The organism is Nitrospirota bacterium (assembly GCA_040757595.1).
Lineage (GTDB): Bacteria > Nitrospirota > Nitrospiria > Nitrospirales > Nitrospiraceae > JBFLWP01.
Window position 1 is genome coordinate 12430 of the sequence record JBFLWP010000009.1, and the last position, 20705, is coordinate 33134.

A 20705-nucleotide genomic window follows, 5' to 3' on the forward strand; every position below is an offset into this window, starting at 1 on the left:
GGCGGGCCGGAGCGGCGCGACGAGGCCTACGCGCACTTCGATCGCTGGCAGACGACGAAGGGGCTGACCGTGGCGGCCGTCCTCGTCGCGGTCTTTTTGACCGCGCCCTGGCCGCGGGAGCTGGCGGCGCTCGCGGGCGCCGGCCTGCTGCTCCTGAGCCGCAATCTCCACTCGCGCCGGATGCTCGGGCTGGTGGACTGGGAGCTGCTCGTGCTCTTCGTCGGGCTCTTCGTCGTGAACCGCGCGTTCGAGCAGACGGGCCTGACGGCCCGGGCCGTGCAGGCGCTCGCCGAGGTCGGACTCCAGCTCGAGCAGCCGGGGGCGTTGTTCGTGCTGACGTTCCTGCTGAGCAACGTGGTGTCCAACGTGCCGGCGGTGATGCTGCTGCTGCCGCTGGCGACCCACCCGATGGCGGGCACTCTGCTGGCGCTCGCGAGCACGCTCGCGGGGAACCTGCTGATCGTCGGCAGCATCGCCAACATCATCGTGGTGGACGCGGCCGAACGGCGGGGCCTGGCCATTGACTGGCGCCGGCACGCGCGCGTCGGCGTGCCGGTCACGCTCGCAACGCTCGGGATCTCCGCCGCTTATCTGTGGCTCCGCCTCACGTAGGCGCGACACGACGAGTCGGCAGGCGGCCCTGATCGTGGTTCAGCGGTTTTCCAGGCGGTTGTAGTCGAAGAGTCCCGCCTCGCGCGGCGCCCGCGCGCGGTAGGCCCGGTGGAGCTGGTCGCTGTGGGACCAGAAATCCGGGCTGGTCCGGCGCACGCCGAAGTGTTCCGCGACCGTCCGCGAGGCAGGTCCACGACACGCCATCCATGACCACCGTCCTCTTCGTCTGCACGGGGAACATCTTCCGGAGTGTCGCGGCGGAGTACGCGCTCAAGGCGCACCTGGGGCCGGACTCCGGCTACCTCGTCGGCTCCGCGGGCATCGAGGCCGTACCGCAGCCCCTGCACCCGGTCATCCTGGCGCGCCTGCGGGAGAAGGGTGCGGACCCCTCCCGCCACGCGCAGCGGCGCCTGACGCGCGAGCTGGTCGAGGCGAGCGACCTGGTCGTGGCCATGGGGCTGGACCACCGGGAGTTCATTCTCCGTCGGTTCGGCCGGAGGGCGCCCCTGTTCAACGAGCTGTGCTACGGGAGGGAGGAGCCGATTCTGGACGTCCACGAGGCGGTCCCGGACTGGGAGGTCAATCAGGAAGCCGCGCGCGACTACGCCTTTTCGGTCATCGAGTCCGTCTGGGCGGCCATGCCGGCCCTGCTTGCGCGGCTGCCCCGTCGGTAAGGCGATCGGCCGCTACTTGATCGTCTTCTGCGCGCGCTCGACGATCCAGTCCTCGACCGGAAAGTAGCCGTCCTTGGTGACGAAGGCCTGGCCGTCCTGGCTGTAGACGTAGCGGAGGAACTCGCGGACGACGGGCGGGAGAGGCTTCTTACCACGCAGGATTTTCCGGGGCTCCTGGTCCACGTAGACGTAAAGGTAGCGCCGGAGCGGGTAGCGGCGGTTCTTCACGTTGTCGAAGGTGGGCTCGACGTAGGGTGAGAACTCGTCCGCGGCCAGGGGCACCGGCCGGACGTCGGGACTGACGGCCGCGAGCCCGCTGTAGCCGATGCCGAAACGGTCCTCGCCGAGCGCCTTGACGAGGGCGGCGGACTCGGTGAACAGCCTGACGTCGTCCCGGAGCTCGTTCCTGGCCAGGGCATGTTCCTTGAAGAATTCGGTCGTGCCGGAGGCCGCATCCCGACCGTAGAGGCGCAGGGGCGCGTTTTCCCACTCGCCGCCGACGGAGAGCTGTCCCCAACTGGCGACCCGGTCGTAGCTGGAGGCGGGGCTCTTCGAGAAGACGGCGCGCACCTGGTCCAGCGTCAGCCCTTCCAGTTGGTTGTCCTTGTGCACGTACACGACCAGGGCGTCCACGGCGACGGCGTAGGGGGTCGGCCGGTAGCCGTGCTTGGCCTGAAACTTCGCGACTTCCCCGTCGTCCATCAGCCGTGACAGGTGGACCAGGTGCGCGGTGCCGTCCGCCAGCGCCGGCGGCACGGCGCCGGTCTTCTTGGCCTCCAGGCGGATGGCCACGGCCGGGTACAGCTTGCGGAAGCTCTCCGCCCAGAGCGTCATCAGGTTGTTGAGCGTGTCGGAGCCCACGATCGTCAGGGAGCCGGAGAGGCCGTCCGCCTTGGCATAGGGCTTCGCGGCCGGGGCGACCGTCGGCTGGTCCGCCGCAAGGACGGGCCGGGCGACCAATAGGGCCAGCAGCCAGAGGGCCGCCAGGCCGGTCCGGCAGGTCCACGCACGCGCGCTCATGGAGTCTCCTTCCGTTGGAGCCGCGGCGGAACATCGGCTCGTCCGGCCGCGGGCGGGGCCATCGTACCGAAGCTCCGAGCGGGAATCAACGGGAATCCAGACACCCGGCTTTGCTTGATTCCCCGCTCCGGCGGGACTATCATCGGGCCATGATCAACCTGGTGATTCTCGCGACGACCCTGTGGGTCTGCCCCGGGGACGTCTATTCCAACGAGCCGAAGCCTGGGTGCAAGCCCTTCCATCCATCGGACAAGGAGGGATTCACCGTCATCCCCGAGGCCCAGCAGGCCCCCGCTGCTCCCCAGAGCCCGACGCAAGCGCCGGGCTCCGTCATCATCGAGGAGAACGTCGTCCAGCAGAAGTCGGAGCCGCGCCCCAGAGCCTCCTCGAAGGAGTGCGAGCTCTACGACGAGTATCTGACGCTCAGCACCAAGTCGCGCGGCATCGGGGCACTGGAGCTCACGACCGCCGAGTACGAGCGGTGGACGCTGCTCAAGAACATGTTCAACATCGGCGTGCCGCCGGTCTGCGACCCCCAAACCACCAAGTGACCGGCTCGGTATGATCCGGCCCCTCGGCGCAACCCAGGAAATCCCTACCCGGACCAGCGCGCGCTTGCATTCGCGCCAGGGGCGTGGTATAGTCTGCTTCGTGCGTCATCGAGCCAGGGCCGGACGGTGGCGCGCGGATGTGCATTCCGGCCCGATTCCCGATATTGCCTTGTGGTATAGGAAGCTGATCGGAACGTCTGCCCCGCACGCTGCTTGACTCACTGCATCGGCTTGGCTCTCTGTCCTCTGCGTTCCCGACTCCCCAAGACAATGTCCAATAGACAGGAGGTACCATGAGTACCAAGTTGTATGTGGGTGGCTTGCCCTATTCCACCACCGAGGCGCAGCTCGCCGAGCTGTTCGGCCAGCAGGGCAACGTGCAGTCGGCGCGGGTCATCACCGACAAGTTCACCGGGCAGTCGCGCGGCTTCGGGTTCGTGGAAATGGCCACGGCCGAGGAGGCCGAACGGGCCATCACCGCGCTGAACGGCACCCAGTTGGGCGGCCGGTCCATCACGGTGAACGAGGCCAAGCCCCAGGAGAAGTCCGGCGGCGGGCGCTTCGGCGGTGGCCGCGGGAGCCGGTTCTAACGCGGATCTCCGCGTCGTGACCGTGGGGGCAGCGGCTTCGGCCGCTGCCCCCTTGCTTTTTGGCCCCCCTCCGCCTCTATTGAGGCCATAAGAACCCACTCCGGCACCCCGGCAACAACCCCAGCAGGAGATCACGGACGTAATTAGAGAAAAGTCGCAGGATGTTCAAAAAGGCCGGCCAGCGCGGCCGCAGCGAGGCGAGACCCCGAGGCGTACTTGGTCAGTACGTTGAGGGGTTGAGCGAGCGAGAACAAAGCTGGCGGACTTTTTCAACATCCTGCTATGCTGCTGCCCCGATGATGCCGCCCGCACCACAGACTCCCGCCCAGGCCGCCGAAGCCTTCTACCGCGTGGCGCTGCGCGTTCTGTCGGACTGCGCGCCGGACGAGTACGGGATCGCGCTCTCGACGGAGCAGGCCTTCCTCCTCTCGCGCGAGCTCTTGTCCGTGACGTTGTACTGGGTGCACGCCGCGCTGGGCGTCGCCCTCCCGTCCGAGGCCGACGCGCAGCGCATCTTCGGATCGCTCACGGCGATCGTCCGGGAGAAATGGCACGCCCCCCTGGGGTTTCAGGGACAGGACGTGGAGGCGTACCTGGCGGAGATGGAGGAGCGCAGGGCCACCTACCGGCAGATCGAGGAGGAAGGAGGCGCGCCGGTCGCCGTCCTGACGGAGACGACCGCGATCCTGGAGTCGGCCGGAGCGGTCCGGCCGGAGGACCAGCCGAAGCTGCTGGCCCTGCTGATTGACTTGGTGCCCGTGGACGAGATCGGGGAGATGGCGACGGCGATCAGGCTGGCCGGCGCCTGATCGGCGTCAGAGGTAGCGCCGCTCGCGGACGTTCCCGGCCTGATCGAACTCGTAGAGCAGCGGCACGCCGGTCGGGATGTTGAGCTCGAGGACCTGCTCCCTGGTCAACCCGTCCAGGTGCATGACGAGGGCCCGCAGGCTGTTGCCGTGCGCGGACACGAGGATCGTGCGCCCGGCGAGCAGGTCCGGCCGGATGTGCGATTCATAGTAGGGGAGGACCCGCTCCGCCGTGTCCTTGAGGCTCTCCCCGCCGGGCGGGCGCACGTCATAGCTGCGCCGCCAGAGCTTCACCTGCTGCTCTCCGTACTTTCTGGCCGTTTCCGCCTTGTTCAGGCCCTGCAGCTCCCCGTACAGCCGCTCGTTCAGCGCTTGGTCTTTCTCGATCGGAATCCCGGTCTGGCCGATCACCTCGAGCACGATCCGCAGCGTGTCGATCGCGCGCTTGAGCACGGAGACGTAGGCGCGATCGAACCGGTAGCCCTTCAGCTTCTCGCCCGCCTCGCGCGCCTCCTGCTCGCCCTTGGGCGAGAGCGGCACGTCCACCCACCCGGTGAACCGGTTCTCCAGGTTCCACTGCGACTCCCCGTGCCGAAGCAGCACCAGCCGACTCATGCGTTCGTCCTCCAGTCCTTCCGCCGCCTCGTCGTTCGCCCGTCAGGCCGCTCCAGAATACGCAATCGCCGCGCGCCTTGCAATCACCTTGCAATCACGTTGGACCAGCGGGTACCATCCACGCAGATTCAGGAGCCCCATGACGTCGCCACCCCACCCATCGGCCCAGGCGGAGCAGCCCTGGCGCGAGATCGAGTCGTGGTGGGTTGCCATGGCGCAACGGCTCGGCGTAGCCGAGCGCGTCCAGCTCTTCTTCAAAAACGCGCTGGGCCGGAACGGGGCCTTGGAACGTGCGGCCCGCGTCGGTGCCGCCGTCCCCTACCTCCTGTTCGTCCTGCTCCGCTATTGGATCCCGCCGGTGCTGCCTCCGCCCGGGCAGGAGCGGATTGCCAAGAACGACCAGGACTACTGGCTCGAGTCCGAGCAGATCCTCAGGAAGGCGGTGGCCCGCCTGCGCGAGCTGAAGCCGCTCATCGAACTCCTCACCGCCCCCAACCCGCTGGCGGGCGGGCGCCCGCCCGACGCGGTGGAAGCCAAGCCGCTCGTCGAGGTGGAGCTGGCGCGCGTGCTCGAGGGAATCGCGGAGGTGGCCGGCAGCTACGGCGGCCCCGACTACACGTCGGTCATCAAGAACTTCGACCCGGTGCCCCTGCGGCAAACCCAACCCTTCAAACACAACAAGAAGCACAGCGCGGAACTCTGGGTGGTCTTCCTCCTCCGAGAGCACTTCAAAAGCCTGGGCCTGGGAAAGGACCGCTACTGGCCCCTCATCGCGGACCTGATCGGCGCCGCCGGCATCCACCAGGCCACCGGGCAGCCCTACGCCGCCGACGAGCTCAAGTCCTGGTGGCAGAAGAACTGGCCCCGCACCTATACGATGCTCGAGCAGAAGGGCCAAGCCGCCGAGCCCTCCGGCGCCGCCTACCAGCACGACTTCGACTGGTTCCAGGCCTGGTTCGCCTGGCAGACATCCCGCCCTGCCCAGCCCTCAAGACGCTGAAGCGACAAAGAGGCGGACGGCAGCCCGCTCCCCCCGCTCGAGCGGCAGCTTGCCCTTCTCCGGCGGGCCCTCCTTGATCGCGGCGAGGATCAGCGCCAGCAGGAGCAGGTGCAGCGCGACTCCCACCCAGATCACATAGGGCTGGACGCCGCCTTCTTCGTGCAGCGACCGCTCGAGCCGCGCCTGGTCGAAGCCCGCGGCCTTGCGCAGCTCGGCGACGTGCTCCTTCACGTGCCAATAGTAGAGGTAGTTGGCGCTGCCCGCCGCGATGATGCGCCAGACGATCCCGACCGTGATGTCGCCGGTGAAGTAGGCCGAGACCACCGGCCCGATCGCGTAGATGAGCGCGTAGAGGTACATCTTGCGGTAGAGGAACCAGAGGAAGGGATCGAATAGAAACGCGGGCCAATGCCAGGTGAGGGCGAAGCGCGGGGTCGCGCCCTCGGAGAACTTGCGGAATTGCTCCAGGTAACGATCGGCGTTCTGCCCGATGAAAGCCCGCCAATGCTCCTCCTCGGACGCCGCCGCCCGAGCGGCCGGCTCCGCCTCGGCGGCGGGAAAGGTCGCGCCGCATTGACTGCAGAACCGAGCCTCGTCGGGGTTCTGTCCCTGGCAGGAGACACAGGATTTCATGCCCGGTGCTTATAACACGGTCATCCCGGTCCCTCAAGCGCGCATCCAAGGGAATTTCCCAGGCGAAAGAACGGGATAGAGGCCCAGGCCGGCAGGGTTTGATATTGCGTTGCCCGGCTCGATGTGGTACGTTCACCGAATTGTCATCTTAGGGTGAAAATCCCATGCCGACCGAGGAGTTACGCCAGGAAGCCGACCGCTATCTGATGAACACCTACGCCCGGCTGCCGATCTCGATCGTGCGCGGGCGGGGCGCCAAGGTCTACGACCTGGAGGGGAGGGAGTACCTCGACTTCGTGGCCGGCATCGCGGTCAACATCCTGGGACACGCCCACCCGGACCTGGTGGCTGCCATCCAGAAGCAGGCCCAGCACCTCCTGCACGCCTCCAACCTCTACTACACGGAGCCGCAGGTGCGGCTGGCCCGGACGCTCGTGGACCATTCATTCGCCCGAAAAGTCTTCTTCTGCAACAGCGGCGCGGAGGCGAACGAGGCGGCCATCAAGCTCGCCCGCCGCTACGCCCACCAGAAGCACGGACCGGACCGGTTCGAGATCATCACGATGCTCCAGTCCTTCCACGGCCGGACGCTCGCGACTCTGACCGCCACCGGTCAGGAGAAGGTCCAGAAGGGCTTCGAACCGCTGATGCCCGGCTTTACTTACGTCCCATTCAACGACCTCGGAGCCATCGAGCGGGCGCTGAGCCCGGCCACCGCCGCCGTCATGCTGGAGCCGGTGCAGGGCGAAGGCGGGGTGCACGTCGCGGACCGCACCTACCTCCAGGGGCTGCGCGACCTCTGCCGGCAGCGGGACGTGCTGTTGATCTTCGACGAAGTCCAGACCGGCATGGGCCGCACCGGCACCCTGTTCGCGTACGAACAGCTCGGCGTCCAGCCGGACATCATGACCCTGGCCAAGGGGCTCGGCGGCGGCGTGCCGATCGGCGCCTGCCTCGCGACGGATGAGGCGGCGCAGGCCTTCGTTCCCGGCACCCACGCCTCCACCTTCGGCGGAAATCCCCTGGCCTGCGCGGCCGCGCTGGCCGTGTGCCGCGTGCTGCTGGAGAGCCGGGGGCTGGAGCACGCCCGCCGCATGGGCGATTATCTGGCCAAGGGCCTCCAGGAGCTGAAGGAACGTCTGCCCGTCGTGAAGGACGTGCGCGGGCTCGGCCTGCTGCAGGGCATGGAGCTGACCTGCGACGGGAAGGCGGTCGTGGCCGACTGTCTGGCGCGCGGGGTTCTGATCAATTGCACCGTGGATCGCGTCCTGCGCTTCATCCCGCCCCTCATCATTACCCAGCACGAGATCGACCGGCTGTTGGGCATCCTGTCCCAAGTTCTCGGCAAGCGGGCCTAGCGGCAGGAGCTGGGCGGAGGGACCGTCCCGCCGTTCCCGGCCAGGGCTATGAATTTGGAGGAAGAATCGGTGTTTTCCGAAACGAGCCAGAAGAACGGCGCGGCCAAGCGGGCGGCGGGGCTCCTCGGCAAGGACCTGCTCACGGTCAGCGCGATCCCGGTCCACGAACTCGAACGGCTGCTCAAGCTGGCGGAAGAGTTGAAGGCGCTGCAGCGCCGAGGGGTCCGGCCCCAGCCCCTGTTGGGCAAGACTCTCGGCCTCTTCTTCGAGAAGCCGTCCACCAGGACGCGGGTGTCCTTCGAGGCGGGCATGAACCAGCTCGGCGGCCAGTGCATCTTCCTCTCGGCCACCGACATCCAGATGTGCCGCGGGGAGAGCGTCGCCGACACGGCGCGCGTGCTCTCCCGCTACCTGGACGGGCTCGTGATCCGCACCTACGACCATGCGATCGTGGAAGAATGGGCGCGGGAGGCGACGATCCCGGTCATCAACGGGCTCACCGACCTCTGCCACCCCTGTCAGGCTCTCTCGGACCTGCTGACGATCAGGGAGAAGAAGGGAGCCCTCAAGGGCGTGAAGCTCGCCTACGTGGGGGACGGGAACAACGTGGCCAATTCGCTCATCGAATGCGCGGCCAAGATAGGCATGGTCGTCAGCGTGGCCTGCCCCCACGGCTACGAGCCGGACCAGCGGATCGTGGACCTGGCGCGGCTTGAGGCGGAGCGGACCGGCGCCGCGATCGAGATCGGGGCGAATCCGCAGGTGGCGGTCAAGGGCGCGGACGTCCTCTACACCGACGTTTGGGTCAGCATGGGGCGGGAGCGGGAGCAATCGCGCCGCCTGAAGACCCTGGCCCCGTACCAGGTCAACGAGCGGCTGCTGAGGCTGGCGCGGCCCGGTGCGATCGTCATGCACTGCCTGCCGGCGCACCGGGGCCAGGAGATCACGGCTTCCGTGCTGGACGGGCCCCAGTCGGTCGTGCTGGACCAGGCCGAGAACCGGCTGCACATGCAGAAGGCCATTCTAGTGGAGCTGCTCAAGCCGAGCCGGAAGGCCGACAGGAAAAGGAGACCATGAGGCGCGAGGCGATCAAGAAAGTCGTGCTGGCCTACTCGGGCGGGCTGGACACGTCCGTCATTCTCAAGTGGCTGATGGAAACCTACGGTTGCCAGGTCGTGGCCTTCTGCGCCGATCTCGGCCAGGGGGAGGACCTCAAGGCGATCAAGGCCAAGGCGCAGGCGGTCGGCGCCGCCAAGGTCTACGTGGAGGACCTGCGCGAGGTCTTCGTCAAAGAGCACATCTTCCCGATGTTGCGGGGGAACGCGATCTACGAGGGGTCCTACCTGCTCGGCACCTCGATCGCGCGGCCCCTCATCGCGAAGCGGCAGATCGAGCTGGCCCAGAAGGAGGGAGCGGACGCGGTGGCCCACGGAGCGACCGGCAAGGGCAACGACCAGGTCCGGTTCGAACTGACCTACCTGGCGCTGGACCCGAAGGTGCGGATCATCGCCCCGTGGCGCGAATGGACGTTCCGCTCGCGGCGCGAGCTGATCGAGTACGCCTCGACGCACGGCATTCCGGTGACGGCCACCAAGGCCAAGCCCTACAGCATGGACCTGAACCTCTTCCACGTGAGCTACGAGGGCGGCATCCTGGAGGACCCCTGGGAGGCCCCGCCGGAGGAGATCTTCCAGATGACGGTCTCCCCGGAGAAGGCACCGGACAAGCCGCGGTACGTGGAGATCGAGTACGGGAAGGGGGACCCGGTTTCGGTGGACGGGAAGGCGATGAGCCCGGCCGCGCTGCTCGCGCACCTGAACCGGCTCGGCGGAGAGCACGGGATCGGTCGGGTGGACCTGGTCGAGAACCGGTACGTGGGGATGAAGTCGCGCGGCGTCTACGAGACGCCGGGCGGGACGATCCTGCACGCGGCGCACCGGGCGCTGGAGTCGCTCACGATGGACCGGGAGGTCCTGCACCTGCGGGACAGCCTGATCCCGCGCTACGCGGAGCTGGTCTATTACGGCTACTGGTACGCGCCGGAACGGTTGATGCTACAGAAGGCCTTCGACGAAGCCCAACAGGACGTGAGCGGCACGGTCCGCGTGAAGCTCTACAAGGGCTCCTGTACGGTGGCCGGCCGGAAATCGGACCGGTCCCTCTACCGGCTGGACCTCGCCACCTTCGAGGAGGACGAGGCTTACCGGCAAAGAGACGCGGAGGGGTTCATCAGGCTGAACGCGCTGCGGCTGGCGATCCGGGCGCAGCGGCGGCCGCGCAAGCGTCATTCGTGAAGCGTGAGACGTGAAACGTAAAGCGACGGGCAAGAGACAGACGCCGTTCCCCTCCCCCCTCCCCCCTCCCCCCTCACGGATTTGGGGCGGACGGTTCCGGGAGGGGACGCACCGCCTCGTGGAGGCCTTTACGGCTTCGCTGGCGTTCGACCGGCGCCTGTACCCGTACGACATCAAGGGCAGCGTCGCCCACTGTAAGACGCTCGAGCGGGCCGGCGTGCTCACGCATCGGGAAACCGCGACGATCCTGCGCGGGCTGGAATCGGTGCGGGCCGAGCTGGACGGGGGACGCTTCCCCTTCGCCCCGCAGGACGAGGACATCCACATGGCGATCGAGCGGCGTCTCACCGAATTGATCGGCCCGGTGGGCGGCAAGCTCCATACGGGCCGGAGCCGGAACGACCAGGTGGCGCTGGACCTCCGCTTGTATCTCAAGGACGAGCTCACGCGGCTGCGCGACGGGCTCCGCCGGCTGCAGCAGGCGCTGGTGGCGCGGGCGCGGGCGGACAAGGACGTGGTCATGCCCGGTTACACGCACCTGCAACGGGCGCAGCCGGTCCTCTTCGCGCACCACCTGCTGGCCTACGTGGAGATGCTGGAGCGGGACAAGGGCCGGCTGCGCGACGCGCTGGCGCGGGTGGACGTGCTCCCGCTTGGCTCCGGCGCGCTGGCCGGCTCCAACTATCCGGTGGACCGGGCCTACACGGCCAAGCTGCTCGGCTTTTCGGCGGTGAGCGAGAACAGCCTCGACGCGGTCTCCGACCGGGACTTCGCGCTCGAGACCCTGGCGGCGCTGGCGCTCACGATGATGCACCTGTCCCGCCTGAGCGACGAGCTGATCCTCTGGTCGTCGCAGGAGTTCCGGTTCGTGGACCTGCCGGACGCCTTCTGCACGGGCAGCAGCATGATGCCGCAGAAGAAGAACCCGGACGTGCCGGAGCTCGTGCGGGGCAAGACCGGCCGGGTGTACGGGCACCTGCTGGGGCTCCTCACGACGATGAAGGGCCTGCCGCTCAGCTACAATCGGGATCTCCAGGAGGACAAGGAGGCGGTCTTCGACGCCCTGGACACGGTCGCAGCCTCGGTGGAGGTCCTGGGCGAATTGATCAAGGGGCTCAGGGTGAACCGCGCGGCACTCGCCGAGGCGGTCGAATCCGGCTTCCTGCTCGCCACCGAGCTGGCGGACTATCTGGTGACCAGGGGCGTGCCGTTCCGCGAGGCCCACGCCGTCACCGGCCGCATCGTGCGGGCCTGCCTGGACGAAGGACGCGATCTGCGGGACCTCACGCTGACCGAGCTGCGCGCCTTCTCGGACCGGTTCGAGAAGGACGTGCTGGACGTCGTGACGGTCGAAGGGGCGATCGAGCGGAAGGCGCAGGTGGGGGGCACGGCGAGGAAACGGGTCGAGGCCCGGCTGAAGGCGCTGGAGAAAGCGCTGCGATGACGCGCTTCGGCGCGCGGCTCTGGCTCCTGCTCGCGTGGGCGCTGGCCGGGTGCGGAACGGTCGGGCCGCCAGTCGCGCCGGAGGATCTGGGCGTCGCGGCCAAGCTGGAGAAGGCTAAGCAGCAGGAGGAAGCGGCCAAGGCCGAGGCGGAGCGGAAGAAGCCCGAGGAGCAGGCCGTGCCAGAAGAGGAGGAGCTGCCGCCGCTCCGCCTGGACCGGTAAGCCTCCGGCCCACATTGGGACGCGAGGAACGAGGGGAGGAAAAGCGATGGACCTGATGCACGCCAGGGAGACCACACGCCGGTTGCTGCTGGTTGATCCCTATCCGAGGAACAACCCGTATCACCTGACGGCCAGCGAGCGTCGCGCGGTCTGGTTCCCCAAGCTGAGCCTGCCGGTCATCGCGGCCTACACGCCGCCCGAGTGGGACGTGGACCTCGTGGACGAGGCGGTGGAAGATGTGGACTTCGACCGGCCTTGCGACCTGGTCGGCCTTTCGGTCATGACCTGCTACGCCCCCCGGGCCTACGAGATCGCGGCGGAGTTCCGGAAGCGGGGCAAGCCGGTGGTGTTGGGCGGGGTCCACCCGACCTACTGTCCCGACGAGGCGCTGCGGCACTGCGACGCGATCGTTTGCGGGGAGGCGGAGGACCTCTGGCCTCGGCTCGTCGCCGACTTCGAAGCCGGTGCGATGAAGCGCCTTTACAAAATGGAGCAGTTCCCCTCGCTGGACCGCTACAAGAGCCCGCGCGTGGAGCTGCTGAGCCCCGACGCCTACATGACCCGGCAGTGCAGCTTCACGACGCGCGGCTGCCATTTCGACTGCGAGTTCTGCAGCGTCTCCCCCTTCAACGGGAAGACCACCCGACGCCGGCCGGTCCACGAGGTGGTGAAGGAGCTGAGCCAGATCAAGCAGTGGATCCGCGCCGAGCTGGTCGAGCGGATGCGGCACGGCTCGCTCTGGCAGGCCTTTCTGACCGGGCTGCGCATCCGGATCGGCCTCGAGGACGGAACGATCTTCGCCTTCGTGGACGACCTGCACAACAGCAACCGGGCCTATTGCCGCGAGCTCTGGACGGCGCTCAAGCCGCTGAAGATCAAGTGGGGCTGCCAATCCACCCTGTTCCTGGGCGACGACCCCGAGATGGTCAAGCTGGCGGCCGAGAGCGGTTGCGTGTCGGTCTTCGTCGGGATGGAGTCGCTGGATGAGGACGCGCTCGAGGAGACCAACAAGTCCTTCAACCGGGTGAAGAAGTTCGAGGACGAGATCAAGATGTTCCACGACCACGGGATCATGGTGAACCCCGGCATCGTCTTCGGCTTCGACCACGACGACGAGTCGGTCTTCGAGCGGGCCGTGGAGTTCCTCGTGCGCAACCGGGTGGAGCTGGCCTATTTCAACGTGCTGACCCCGCTCCCGGGCACCGCGCTCTACGAGCGATACCACCGCGAAGGCCGGATCTTCGACTATGACTGGGCCAAGTACGACGGCAAGCACGTGGTCTTCCGCCCGAGCCGCATGACGCCCGAGCAGCTCCAGGAGGGCTTCCACTGGGCCAACCATCAGTTCTACTCCTGGCCGTCCGTCTGGCGCCGGCTGTCCGGCACGAAGCAGCGGCTCCCCGCCCGGTTCGAGATGAACCGGGAGTTCCGCAGGCTCATCAAGCGGTCCTGCCCCAAGGGAAGCCTGTCCCCGATAGCCAAGGTGCTCAGAAACCTCCAGGCCAAGCTGCCAGCGCTGGACGCGGACCAGCTCATCCCGAACGCGCTGCACGCGATCAAGCAGACGATCGGGGAGAAGGAGCGGAGCGCCAAGGAGCTCTGGTTGAACATCAAGGCCAGGCGGCACGACCAGTTCGCCGCCCTGTTCGTGGAGCTGGAAGGAACCCTGGACCACCTGAACGCCAAGGAACTGCTGGACCGCGTCCGCCAGGCGGCCGAGCGCGCCCGGATGGACGTCATCGTCAACTTCGAGCACCTCAAGCACGCGACGCCGGCCGCGCTGCAGACGCTCCTGGACGGGGAGACGCTGAAGGCGATGGCCCCTCACGCGAAGGTGCGTTACCGGAAATTCAAGGAATCCTTTGAGGCGGCGCTGGATGAGATCTCGCTGAGCGGGCTCGAGCTGCTCGAAGAGGAGCGGTAGGATGCACGATTTCCAGTACCAGCACGGCGAGCTGCACTGCGAGGACGTGGCGATCGGCCGGATCGCCAAGGAGGTCGGCACGCCCTGCTACGTGTACAGCCACGCGACCCTGGTCCGCCATTTCCGGGCCTTCGACGGGGCCTTCCAGAGCGTCCCGCACGTCGTCGCGTTCGCGATGAAGGCCAACTCCAACTTGGCCATCCTGCGGCTCATGGCCAAGGAGGGCAGCGGCGCCGACATCGTCTCCGGCGGGGAGCTGTACCGGGCGCTGAAGGCGGGCATCCCGCCCTCCAAGATCGTCTTCGCCGGCGTGGGGAAGAGCCGGGAGGAGATCCGCTACGCGCTCTCCACGGACATCCTGATGTTCAACGTGGAGTCCTCCGCCGAGCTGCGCGCGATCGACGAGGTGGCCGCCGAGACGGGCAAAAAGGCGCGGATCGCGCTCCGGATCAACCCGGACATCGACCCCAAGACCCACCCCTACATCTCCACCGGGCTCAAGAAGAGCAAGTTCGGGATCAGCGCGGAGCGGGCGCTGGACGAGTACAAGCTGGCCTCCTCGCTCAAGCACGTCGAAGTGGTCGGCGTGCACAAGCACATCGGCTCCCAGTTGACCGACGTGACGCCGTTCGTGGACGCGCTCAAAAAGGTGCTGGCCCTGGTCGAGAAGCTGCAGGCCCACGGGGCCCACATCCGCTACATCAACATCGGGGGCGGGCTCGGGATCACGTACTCGGACGAGGCGCCGCCCAGGCCGCAGCAGCTGGCCGAGGCGATCTCCCCGCTGGTGCGCGACCTCAAGTGCGTGCTGATCATGGAGCCGGGCCGCGTCATCGTCGGGAACGCGGGCGTGCTCGTCACCCGGGTGCTCTACACGAAGGAAGGAGAGGCCAAGAAGTTCGTCATCGTGGACGCGGCGATGAACGACCTGATCCGGCCCAGCCTCTACGGGGCCTACCACGAAATCAAGCCCGTGCGCGAGGCGCCGCACGCGAAGAAGGCCACGGTGGACGTGGTCGGGCCGGTGTGCGAATCCGGCGACTTTCTGGCGAAGGACCGCGCCATGTCGGAGGCCAAGCCGGGCGACTTGCTGGCGGTCATGAGCGCGGGTGCCTACGGGTTCGTCATGTCCTCCAATTACAACTCCCGGCCCCGCGTGCCCGAGGTGCTGGTCAAGGGCGGGGAGATTCACGTGATCCGGGCCAGGGAGGACTACGAGGATCTGGTGCGCGGCGAGGCGATTCCGGAGTTTCTGAAGTAAGGAGCGACATGGCCGTGAAGGGCAGGAAGGCGAACGGGAAGCCGATCCCGTTCATGAAGCTGTCGGGCAGCGGGAACGATTTCATCCTGATCGACAACCGGCGGAAGGTCGTGGACCCTCGCCGGGCCGGCGAGTTGGCGGCCAAGGTCTGTACGCACCGGATGTCGGTCGGTGGCGACGGGCTCATCCTCGTCGAGCCCAGCCGGAAGGCCGATTTCCGCTGGCGGCTGTTCAACGCCGACGGGAGCGAGGCGGAGTTCAGCGGGAACGGCGCCCGGTGCGCCGCCCGGTTCGCCTACCTCAAGCGGATCGCCCCCAGGCAGATGCGCTTCGAGACCCTGGCCGGGATGATCGAGGCGGAGATGGTGCCGGCGGCGCCCAGGAAGAAACCGGAGGCGGTCAAGGTGCGCTTCCCGGACCCGACCGGCCTCCGGCTGCACCTCCGCGTCCCGGTCGGTGGAACGGACCGGACCGCCCATTTCCTCGACACGGGCGTGCCGCACTGCGTCTACCTCGTGGAGGACCCGGACCAGGTGGACGTGGTGGGCATCGGCCGGCCGACCCGCTACCACGAGCTGTTCCAGCCGGCGGGTACGAACGTGAACTTCATCAAGGTCCTGGACCAGCACCGGATCCGCATCCGGACCTACGAGCGCGGCGTGGAGGACGAGACCCTGGCCTGCGGGACCGGCTCGATCGCCTCGGCCCTGATCGCAAGCCTGGTGGCCAAGGTGGAGTCGCCGGTCACGCTGATTCCCCAGAGCGGGCTGGAGCTGACCGTCTACTTTCGGACGGCCGGCGACCGGTTCACGGACGTCTACTTGCAGGGGGACGCCAGGGCGGTGTATGAAGGGCGCATGCTGCCGGACGCGTGGAAATGAGATGAAGATGGGTGAGAGGCTAGAGGCGAGTGGCAAGGGGGACCGCACCGCGGTGGTCATGACCCGCTGGCCCCGCGCCCCGCGCCCCGCGCCAAGGGGTTATCTATGTTCACCGGCTCATTAGTCGCGATCGTGACCCCGTTCCGGAACGGACGGGTGGACGAGCGGGCCCTGGGCGATCTGATCGAGTTCCAGCTTGCGAACGGCACGGACGGGATCGTGCCCTGCGGGACCACCGGCGAGTCCGCCACGCTCTCGCACGAGGAGCACAACCGGGTCGTCGCCCTCACCGTCGAGGTGGTCCGGCGCCGCGTCCCCGTCATCGCCGGCACCGGCTCCAACAGCACCGAGGAGGCCATCGCGCTGACCAAGCACGCCAAGGCGGCCGGGACTGACGCCGCCCTGCTGATCACCCCCTACTACAACAAGCCGACCCAGGAGGGGCTCTTCCGCCACTACAAGGCGGTGGCCGAGGCGGTGGATCTCCCGCTCGTCCTCTACAACATCCCGGGCCGGACCGCCGTGAACATGGCTCCGGCCACGGTGGCGCGGCTGGCGGCGATCCGGAACATCGTCGCGATCAAGGAAGGGGCCGGATCGCTGCAGCAGGTCTGCGAGATCATCCAGGCCTGCGGGGACCGGATGACCGTCCTGTCCGGCGACGATCCGCTCACGCTCCCGATGATGGCCGCCGGCGCCAAGGGGGTGATTACCGTCACCGCCAACATCGCGCCAGCCGACATGGCCGCCATGGTGGACGCAGCTCAGGCGGGCGACTACGCTGAGGCCCGCCGGCTGCACTACAAGCTGTACCCCCTCTTCACCGCGCTGTTCTACGAGACCAATCCGATCCCGGTGAAGGCCGCCCTCGCGATGATGGGGAAGTGCGACGGGGAGATCCGCCTCCCGCTGACGCCGATCGGCGCCGAGAACCGGGAGAAGCTGGCGCGGGTGGTGAAGGACTACGGACTCATTTGAACCCAGGCGGGCGAGAGGCGCGGGGCGCGAGGCGAGTGGTCGGACCGTCAACTGACCCCTAGCCTCGTACCCCGAGCCCCGTGCCTGGCTCAGGAACTGAGCTTATGATCAAAGTCGTCGTCGCCGGGGCGGCTGGTCGGATGGGCGGGAGGCTGGTCTGCCTGCTCAGGGAGTCCGCGGCCCTCACCTTGACCGGGGCGGTGGAGGGCAAGGGGCACGTGGCCGTCGGCGAGGACGCGGGTGAGGCGGCCGGCTGCGGCCGCACCGGCATCACGATTCGGGACGACCTCTCGGCCTTGATGGACCGGTGCGAGGTGGTCATCGACTTCTCGACACCCGCCGCGACCCTCGAGCACCTGCGCATCATCGCCCAGCACCGCAAGGCGATGGTGATCGGCACCACGGGGTTCACCGCGCCCGAGCTGAACGAGCTGCGGACTCTGGCCCGCTCCATCCCCTGCGTCTTCTCTCCGAACATGAGCGTCGGGGTGAACATCATCTTCAAGGTCATCGCGGAGATGGCCAAGACCTTCGGGGAGGACTACGACATCGAGGTCGTCGAGGCGCACCACCGGCTGAAGAAGGACGCGCCGAGCGGCACTGCGCTGAAGATGGCCGAGGTTCTGGCTCGCGCGATGGGCCGCGACCTGGAGCAGGTCGGGGTCTACGCCCGCAAGGGCCTGATCGGGGAGCGCAAGAAGGGCGAGATCGGGATCCAGACCATCCGGGCCGGCGACATCGTGGGGGACCACACGGTCCTGTTCGGCGGGATGGGCGAGCGGGTGGAAGTGACCCACCGGGTGCAGAGCCGCGACACCTTCGCCCGCGGCGCCTTGCGGGCGGCCCGCTGGGCGGTCAAGCAGCCTCCCGGGCTCTACGACATGATGGACGTGCTGGGACTCCGCTGACAAAAAGCCGGAGGGGCGCCGACCCCTCCGACGAGCCGACGCCCCTCCGAAACCCCTCCGCTTCTCTTCAGCCGGTCATCCCCCCTTGGGCAGGAGGAGATACATTCCGATGGCGATGATGGGAGCGGCGACGTACATCGCTTTCTTCCCGAAGACGTCGTACACGCCGAATACCAGGACGACCGTGATGAGCGTGAAGTACATGGAGGCAATGCCCCGGTAAGTGCCGCCGGCCCCTTCCGCCGAGGCCACGGTCGGCATCACCGCGAATGCCAGTCCCGAGACCGCACCGACGAATCGTCTCATAGCGTCCCTCCTTGTGAAGGTTCCTTCCGCAGCCCCGCCGCGTGACTTCCCCGAAAAGAAAAACGCCTCCACGGGCACAAGGAGCCCGTGAAGGCGCGCTCGACGACAGGCGTCTTGGAGCAGGAGATCCGGAGCTGGAGCCAAGCCTTCCCCGGCGCCATCACTCGCCCTCCTACAATCGTCCGTGGAAGCATCTTGCTCCTGCACGGGCAGGGAAGTCAACTTCCCACCCCCTTGCTTGACAGGACCCCTCCGCCGGCCTAGGCTATCCTCCGCCATCCCAACTAAGGAGTCCCCCATGATCCGAGCGTGCCTCCGACTCATCTTGCCGGTTCTGGTTGTCGGTCTGTTGCCCTTCCAGCCATCCGGCTCCGCCCAGGAGCCGAACCCCGCGGCCCCCGACATCCAGGCCCTGCAGCGGAAGCTCCAGCAGGCGCAGGAGGCGGGCCAGCCGAGGGCTGGGGACTCCCTCAAGCGCCGGGACCTGAAGGGGCAGCCGCTCTCGTCCCAGGGAGGCGAGATGGAAGGGCTGACGCCCGAGCAGCGGAAGATGTACGAAGAGATCCAGCAGCAACTGGAGGTCCTCAAGGAGAACGTGAAGAAGCGGGACGCCGCGCTGGAGGAATTGACCCGATGACGTCTCGGTCGGTGAGCAGCGCCGGCATCGGCCTGGCAGCGGCCCTCCTGATGACGGCGGGGTTGGCGCCGTCGGCGTGGACGGGCGACTCGTCGCTCGCGAGTCTGGCCAAGGAGCAGGGGAACGGGTCCCGGTTCAAGCTCCACGCCCAGGGCAGCGTGAGCGACCTGCAGGTCGGTCTGGTCACGGTGGATCAATCCGCCGCTCGCGTGATCGTGGAGGTCTTCGCTTCCGCCCAGCTCAGCGATCCGCTTTGGCAGCAGTTCAGCTTGTCTCTCAGGGGTTCGAAGCCGCAGGTGGAGGCCGGGTACATCCAGGTCGGACGCCGCGCCCCGATGCCCTTGCCGCAGAAGACCCTGGCCGGCACCGGCAACCTCGACGTCGGCCTCTTCCTGCTCTCGGAAGCCGATCTGAAAGGCGGCAGAACCGACCTCAAGGAAATCGGGCCGGAGGCCGTCACGATTCCGGCAGGCACCGTGACCTGCCGCCATTACCGAATGGATCGTCCGGAACAGAAGCTGGATGTCTGGATCAGCGACGCGGCACGGCCCATCGGGCTCGTCCGGCTGGTTTCCGTCGGGAAGAAGCCGATCGACAACTACCGGCTGGAGCTGGAAGAGCTGCTGTCCGGCATCGCGGCGAAGATTGATCCGGCCCGAGCCGTCCCCCTGACGGAAGACATCAAGGCCTTCCTCGCCCGGCCCTAGCTTCCCAGGCAGTGTTCTGTGACCGGGTCAGTCGGCGCTCGGAGAGGGTCCGAGCGAGGGCGGAAGGTTCTGTCCCTTGACCTTCGTCCCGCAGGCATGGCAGCGGACGACGGTCTGGCCGGCGTCGTAGCTGATCAACCGGTAGCATTGGGGGCAGCACACCAGGGCCGTCATGGGCACGCTGGCGATCCTGTTGACGGAGGGCCTCATAAAACGAGCATGCTCCTATCTGGTCTCGTCCGAGCCAGGGTGAACCAATCCCTCTCCGCCGTCGGGCGGAGGACCTCTCGCGGGTCAGGCTCGGGACGGGAGCTGAATCAGTGTCGGGCCGTCAAAGGCCGAGGCTGGTTTTCCGCGGCCTTGCGCCGGCCGCAGTTGAGGCAGGCGAACACGGTGATGGCGAGCCCAGCATCCAGGTCCACCGCCCGCTCCAACAGCATCGTTCCTTGGCACTTGTCACAGATACGCATGACGAGCAAGCTAACACTCGGCCGGCGGCGTTTCCATCGGTCTGAAGTCCCCGCCGCCGGAGGGCAAAGGACCCCGTTTCCGACCGACCCATAGGCCCTTCGGCCCAGGCCGACCCTTCCTCCGGCTGATTCCACCGGGAGCCGGCTTGACAGGGCCCCGGGGTCTTCCTAGGATGGGCAAGCCTGATCGGGGATGGCTCTATGTATCGGTTGCTGCTCGTTCTGGGACTCCTGATCATCTTTTACTTCCTGCTCCGCAGCGCGGTGCGGGAATTCTTGGGACGACGGAAAGACCAGGCGCTCACCGGCAGGGATCAGATGGTGCAGGACCCGGTCTGCCGGATGTACGTGCCGAAGGGCGCGGCCGTCGAGGCGAGCATCGGAGGCCAGACCTACTACTTCTGCAGCCACGACTGCGCCCAGACCTTCCGCCAGCAGCTCTCCGGTTGACGCGAGCTAACAGCCGGAGTAGCTGTAAGAGCTGAGCCGGTCGTCCTCCCCGAACTTCAGCGTGATCTGGCACTGGTTGGGCGTGAAGGTAAAGTTCAAGGGCAGGAGGCTGGTCTCCCCCCCCGCGATGCGGAAGTAGGTCCAGGTCTCGCCGCCGAAAAAACGCGGAGATTTCCCGCTGGGGGGGCCCCAGTTCTTCTCGAACCAGGCCTTGTCCTTCCCCTCGAATTCGGCCGGCTGCAAGGTTGCGTCCAGATAGGGATTTCCGCCGCACCCGGCCAGCACGATCAGCGCCAGGACCAATCCGGTGAGTCGTCGCATGGGATCCTTCCTGCCGATTGACGCCGCTCCAAGCCGACTGGCTG

The 20705-nt window shown here is 67.4% G+C and carries 27 protein-coding genes; 19 read left to right on the forward strand and 8 right to left on the reverse strand.

Going from position 1 to position 20705, the window contains the following annotated elements; all coding sequences use genetic code 11:
- On the forward strand, positions 1-612 hold a 612-nt coding region (locus AB1411_09555; protein MEW6543840.1), incomplete at its 5' end, for an SLC13 family permease.
- A 39-nt stretch (positions 613-651) separates the two neighbouring features.
- On the opposite strand, the gene AB1411_09560 is transcribed toward AB1411_09555, so the two are convergent.
- Entirely contained in the window at positions 652-816 is a 165-nt protein-coding gene (locus AB1411_09560; GenBank protein ID MEW6543841.1) for a fatty acid cis/trans isomerase, read from the reverse strand.
- A 2-nt stretch (positions 817-818) separates the two neighbouring features.
- On the opposite strand from AB1411_09560, the gene AB1411_09565 reads away from it, so the two are divergent.
- Entirely contained in the window at positions 819-1286 is a 468-nt protein-coding gene (locus AB1411_09565; protein MEW6543842.1) for a hypothetical protein, read from the forward strand.
- Positions 1287-1298: 12 nt separating this feature from the next.
- Here the strand turns inward: AB1411_09565 and AB1411_09570 are convergent, their stop codons facing one another.
- On the reverse strand, positions 1299-2306 hold the full coding sequence (locus tag AB1411_09570) for a phosphate ABC transporter substrate-binding protein (protein MEW6543843.1): 1008 nt from the start codon (positions 2304-2306) through the stop codon (positions 1299-1301).
- Between the two features lie 149 nt (positions 2307-2455).
- On the opposite strand from AB1411_09570, the gene AB1411_09575 reads away from it, so the two are divergent.
- The 3 genes from AB1411_09575 to AB1411_09585 all read left to right on the forward strand — a co-directional run bounded on the left by AB1411_09575 (position 2456) and on the right by AB1411_09585 (position 4256).
- Entirely contained in the window at positions 2456-2857 is a 402-nt protein-coding gene (locus AB1411_09575) for a hypothetical protein (GenBank protein MEW6543844.1), read from the forward strand.
- A gap of 293 nt (positions 2858-3150) precedes the next feature.
- Positions 3151-3447 (forward strand): RNA-binding protein, encoded by a 297-nt coding sequence (locus AB1411_09580; protein ID MEW6543845.1) that lies wholly within the window; start codon positions 3151-3153, stop codon positions 3445-3447.
- Positions 3448-3746: 299 nt separating this feature from the next.
- Positions 3747-4256, forward strand: a complete 510-nt coding sequence (locus tag AB1411_09585; protein MEW6543846.1) for a hypothetical protein — start codon at positions 3747-3749, stop codon at positions 4254-4256.
- Positions 4257-4262: 6 nt separating this feature from the next.
- On the opposite strand, the gene AB1411_09590 is transcribed toward AB1411_09585, so the two are convergent.
- On the reverse strand, positions 4263-4868 hold the full coding sequence (locus AB1411_09590) for a 2,3-bisphosphoglycerate-dependent phosphoglycerate mutase (protein ID MEW6543847.1): 606 nt from the start codon (positions 4866-4868) through the stop codon (positions 4263-4265).
- A gap of 139 nt (positions 4869-5007) precedes the next feature.
- Here AB1411_09590 and AB1411_09595 point away from each other — a divergent pair, with 139 nt between their 5' ends.
- Positions 5008-5868: a hypothetical protein gene (locus tag AB1411_09595; GenBank protein MEW6543848.1), complete on the forward strand. Its 861-nt coding sequence runs from the start codon at positions 5008-5010 to the stop codon at positions 5866-5868.
- On the opposite strand, the gene AB1411_09600 is transcribed toward AB1411_09595, so the two are convergent.
- Entirely contained in the window at positions 5857-6501 is a 645-nt protein-coding gene (locus AB1411_09600; protein ID MEW6543849.1) for a DUF2628 domain-containing protein, read from the reverse strand. The two genes, AB1411_09595 and AB1411_09600, sit on opposite strands and share 12 nt — an antisense overlap.
- A gap of 164 nt (positions 6502-6665) precedes the next feature.
- On the opposite strand from AB1411_09600, the gene AB1411_09605 reads away from it, so the two are divergent.
- The 10 genes from AB1411_09605 to dapB all read left to right on the forward strand — a co-directional run bounded on the left by AB1411_09605 (position 6666) and on the right by dapB (position 17770).
- A complete protein-coding gene (locus AB1411_09605) occupies positions 6666-7859 on the forward strand; it encodes an acetylornithine transaminase (GenBank protein MEW6543850.1) in 1194 nt (397 codons plus the stop codon).
- Between the two features lie 135 nt (positions 7860-7994).
- Positions 7995-8936, forward strand: a complete 942-nt coding sequence (gene argF, locus AB1411_09610) for an ornithine carbamoyltransferase (GenBank protein MEW6543851.1) — start codon at positions 7995-7997, stop codon at positions 8934-8936.
- Positions 8933-10153, forward strand: a complete 1221-nt coding sequence (locus tag AB1411_09615; GenBank protein MEW6543852.1) for an argininosuccinate synthase — start codon at positions 8933-8935, stop codon at positions 10151-10153. The genes argF and AB1411_09615 overlap by 4 nt, the downstream gene beginning before the upstream one ends.
- A gap of 79 nt (positions 10154-10232) precedes the next feature.
- On the forward strand, positions 10233-11597 hold the full coding sequence (argH, locus tag AB1411_09620; protein MEW6543853.1) for an argininosuccinate lyase: 1365 nt from the start codon (positions 10233-10235) through the stop codon (positions 11595-11597).
- Entirely contained in the window at positions 11594-11818 is a 225-nt protein-coding gene (locus AB1411_09625; protein MEW6543854.1) for a hypothetical protein, read from the forward strand. Before argH ends, AB1411_09625 begins: the two co-directional genes overlap by 4 nt.
- Positions 11819-11864: 46 nt before the next feature.
- Complete coding sequence (locus tag AB1411_09630) at positions 11865-13742, forward strand: cobalamin-dependent protein (GenBank protein MEW6543855.1); 1878 nt, start codon at positions 11865-11867, stop codon at positions 13740-13742.
- Between the two features lies 1 nt (position 13743).
- Positions 13744-15003, forward strand: a complete 1260-nt coding sequence (gene lysA, locus AB1411_09635) for a diaminopimelate decarboxylase (GenBank protein ID MEW6543856.1) — start codon at positions 13744-13746, stop codon at positions 15001-15003.
- Between the two features lie 8 nt (positions 15004-15011).
- A complete protein-coding gene (dapF, locus tag AB1411_09640; GenBank protein ID MEW6543857.1) occupies positions 15012-15884 on the forward strand; it encodes a diaminopimelate epimerase in 873 nt (290 codons plus the stop codon).
- A gap of 105 nt (positions 15885-15989) precedes the next feature.
- A complete protein-coding gene (gene dapA, locus AB1411_09645; protein MEW6543858.1) occupies positions 15990-16862 on the forward strand; it encodes a 4-hydroxy-tetrahydrodipicolinate synthase in 873 nt (290 codons plus the stop codon).
- Positions 16863-16966: 104 nt separating this feature from the next.
- The gene (dapB, locus tag AB1411_09650) at positions 16967-17770 is read left to right on the forward strand and encodes a 4-hydroxy-tetrahydrodipicolinate reductase (protein MEW6543859.1); all 804 of its coding nucleotides are present in this window, start codon (positions 16967-16969) and stop codon (positions 17768-17770) included.
- A 75-nt stretch (positions 17771-17845) separates the two neighbouring features.
- On the opposite strand, the gene AB1411_09655 is transcribed toward dapB, so the two are convergent.
- Positions 17846-18076, reverse strand: a complete 231-nt coding sequence (locus AB1411_09655) for a hypothetical protein (protein ID MEW6543860.1) — start codon at positions 18074-18076, stop codon at positions 17846-17848.
- Between the two features lie 298 nt (positions 18077-18374).
- On the opposite strand from AB1411_09655, the gene AB1411_09660 reads away from it, so the two are divergent.
- Both AB1411_09660 and AB1411_09665 read left to right on the forward strand, forming a co-directional pair.
- Positions 18375-18713 (forward strand): hypothetical protein, encoded by a 339-nt coding sequence (locus AB1411_09660; protein MEW6543861.1) that lies wholly within the window; start codon positions 18375-18377, stop codon positions 18711-18713.
- The gene (locus tag AB1411_09665) at positions 18710-19420 is read left to right on the forward strand and encodes a hypothetical protein (GenBank protein ID MEW6543862.1); all 711 of its coding nucleotides are present in this window, start codon (positions 18710-18712) and stop codon (positions 19418-19420) included. The genes AB1411_09660 and AB1411_09665 overlap by 4 nt, the downstream gene beginning before the upstream one ends.
- A 27-nt stretch (positions 19421-19447) precedes the next feature.
- Here AB1411_09665 and AB1411_09670 read toward each other — a convergent pair whose 3' ends face one another.
- The gene (locus AB1411_09670) at positions 19448-19630 is read right to left on the reverse strand and encodes a hypothetical protein (protein MEW6543863.1); all 183 of its coding nucleotides are present in this window, start codon (positions 19628-19630) and stop codon (positions 19448-19450) included.
- A 107-nt stretch (positions 19631-19737) separates the two neighbouring features.
- On the reverse strand, positions 19738-19860 hold the full coding sequence (locus tag AB1411_09675) for a hypothetical protein (GenBank protein ID MEW6543864.1): 123 nt from the start codon (positions 19858-19860) through the stop codon (positions 19738-19740).
- Between the two features lie 231 nt (positions 19861-20091).
- Between AB1411_09675 and AB1411_09680 the strand changes: the two genes are divergently transcribed.
- Positions 20092-20340: a YHS domain-containing protein gene (locus AB1411_09680; GenBank protein MEW6543865.1), complete on the forward strand. Its 249-nt coding sequence runs from the start codon at positions 20092-20094 to the stop codon at positions 20338-20340.
- A 6-nt stretch (positions 20341-20346) separates the two neighbouring features.
- Here the strand turns inward: AB1411_09680 and AB1411_09685 are convergent, their stop codons facing one another.
- Positions 20347-20661, reverse strand: coding sequence for a hypothetical protein (locus AB1411_09685; GenBank protein MEW6543866.1), 315 nt, complete (start codon positions 20659-20661; stop codon positions 20347-20349).
- Between the last annotated feature and the right edge of the window lie 44 nt (positions 20662-20705).

What these genes read in the sequence shown, in the direction of transcription:
- AB1411_09560 (MEW6543841.1), bottom strand. Translation starts at nt 816, where the DNA reads ATGGCGTGTCGTGGACCTGCCTCGCGGACGGTCGCGGAACACTTCGGC.
- AB1411_09565 (MEW6543842.1), top strand. Translation starts at nt 819, where the DNA reads ATGACCACCGTCCTCTTCGTCTGCACGGGGAACATCTTCCGGAGTGTC.
- AB1411_09570 (MEW6543843.1), bottom strand. Translation starts at nt 2,306, where the DNA reads ATGAGCGCGCGTGCGTGGACCTGCCGGACCGGCCTGGCGGCCCTCTGG.
- AB1411_09575 (MEW6543844.1), top strand. Translation starts at nt 2,456, where the DNA reads ATGATCAACCTGGTGATTCTCGCGACGACCCTGTGGGTCTGCCCCGGG.
- AB1411_09580 (MEW6543845.1), top strand. Translation starts at nt 3,151, where the DNA reads ATGAGTACCAAGTTGTATGTGGGTGGCTTGCCCTATTCCACCACCGAG.
- AB1411_09585 (MEW6543846.1), top strand. Translation starts at nt 3,747, where the DNA reads ATGCCGCCCGCACCACAGACTCCCGCCCAGGCCGCCGAAGCCTTCTAC.
- AB1411_09590 (MEW6543847.1), bottom strand. Translation starts at nt 4,868, where the DNA reads ATGAGTCGGCTGGTGCTGCTTCGGCACGGGGAGTCGCAGTGGAACCTG.
- AB1411_09595 (MEW6543848.1), top strand. Translation starts at nt 5,008, where the DNA reads ATGACGTCGCCACCCCACCCATCGGCCCAGGCGGAGCAGCCCTGGCGC.
- AB1411_09600 (MEW6543849.1), bottom strand. Translation starts at nt 6,501, where the DNA reads ATGAAATCCTGTGTCTCCTGCCAGGGACAGAACCCCGACGAGGCTCGG.
- AB1411_09605 (MEW6543850.1), top strand. Translation starts at nt 6,666, where the DNA reads ATGCCGACCGAGGAGTTACGCCAGGAAGCCGACCGCTATCTGATGAAC.
- AB1411_09615 (MEW6543852.1), top strand. Translation starts at nt 8,933, where the DNA reads ATGAGGCGCGAGGCGATCAAGAAAGTCGTGCTGGCCTACTCGGGCGGG.
- AB1411_09625 (MEW6543854.1), top strand. Translation starts at nt 11,594, where the DNA reads ATGACGCGCTTCGGCGCGCGGCTCTGGCTCCTGCTCGCGTGGGCGCTG.
- AB1411_09630 (MEW6543855.1), top strand. Translation starts at nt 11,865, where the DNA reads ATGGACCTGATGCACGCCAGGGAGACCACACGCCGGTTGCTGCTGGTT.
- lysA (MEW6543856.1), top strand. Translation starts at nt 13,744, where the DNA reads ATGCACGATTTCCAGTACCAGCACGGCGAGCTGCACTGCGAGGACGTG.
- dapF (MEW6543857.1), top strand. Translation starts at nt 15,012, where the DNA reads ATGGCCGTGAAGGGCAGGAAGGCGAACGGGAAGCCGATCCCGTTCATG.
- dapA (MEW6543858.1), top strand. Translation starts at nt 15,990, where the DNA reads ATGTTCACCGGCTCATTAGTCGCGATCGTGACCCCGTTCCGGAACGGA.
- dapB (MEW6543859.1), top strand. Translation starts at nt 16,967, where the DNA reads ATGATCAAAGTCGTCGTCGCCGGGGCGGCTGGTCGGATGGGCGGGAGG.
- AB1411_09655 (MEW6543860.1), bottom strand. Translation starts at nt 18,076, where the DNA reads ATGAGACGATTCGTCGGTGCGGTCTCGGGACTGGCATTCGCGGTGATG.
- AB1411_09660 (MEW6543861.1), top strand. Translation starts at nt 18,375, where the DNA reads ATGATCCGAGCGTGCCTCCGACTCATCTTGCCGGTTCTGGTTGTCGGT.
- AB1411_09665 (MEW6543862.1), top strand. Translation starts at nt 18,710, where the DNA reads ATGACGTCTCGGTCGGTGAGCAGCGCCGGCATCGGCCTGGCAGCGGCC.
- AB1411_09670 (MEW6543863.1), bottom strand. Translation starts at nt 19,630, where the DNA reads ATGAGGCCCTCCGTCAACAGGATCGCCAGCGTGCCCATGACGGCCCTG.
- AB1411_09675 (MEW6543864.1), bottom strand. Translation starts at nt 19,860, where the DNA reads ATGCTGTTGGAGCGGGCGGTGGACCTGGATGCTGGGCTCGCCATCACC.
- AB1411_09680 (MEW6543865.1), top strand. Translation starts at nt 20,092, where the DNA reads ATGTATCGGTTGCTGCTCGTTCTGGGACTCCTGATCATCTTTTACTTC.
- AB1411_09685 (MEW6543866.1), bottom strand. Translation starts at nt 20,661, where the DNA reads ATGCGACGACTCACCGGATTGGTCCTGGCGCTGATCGTGCTGGCCGGG.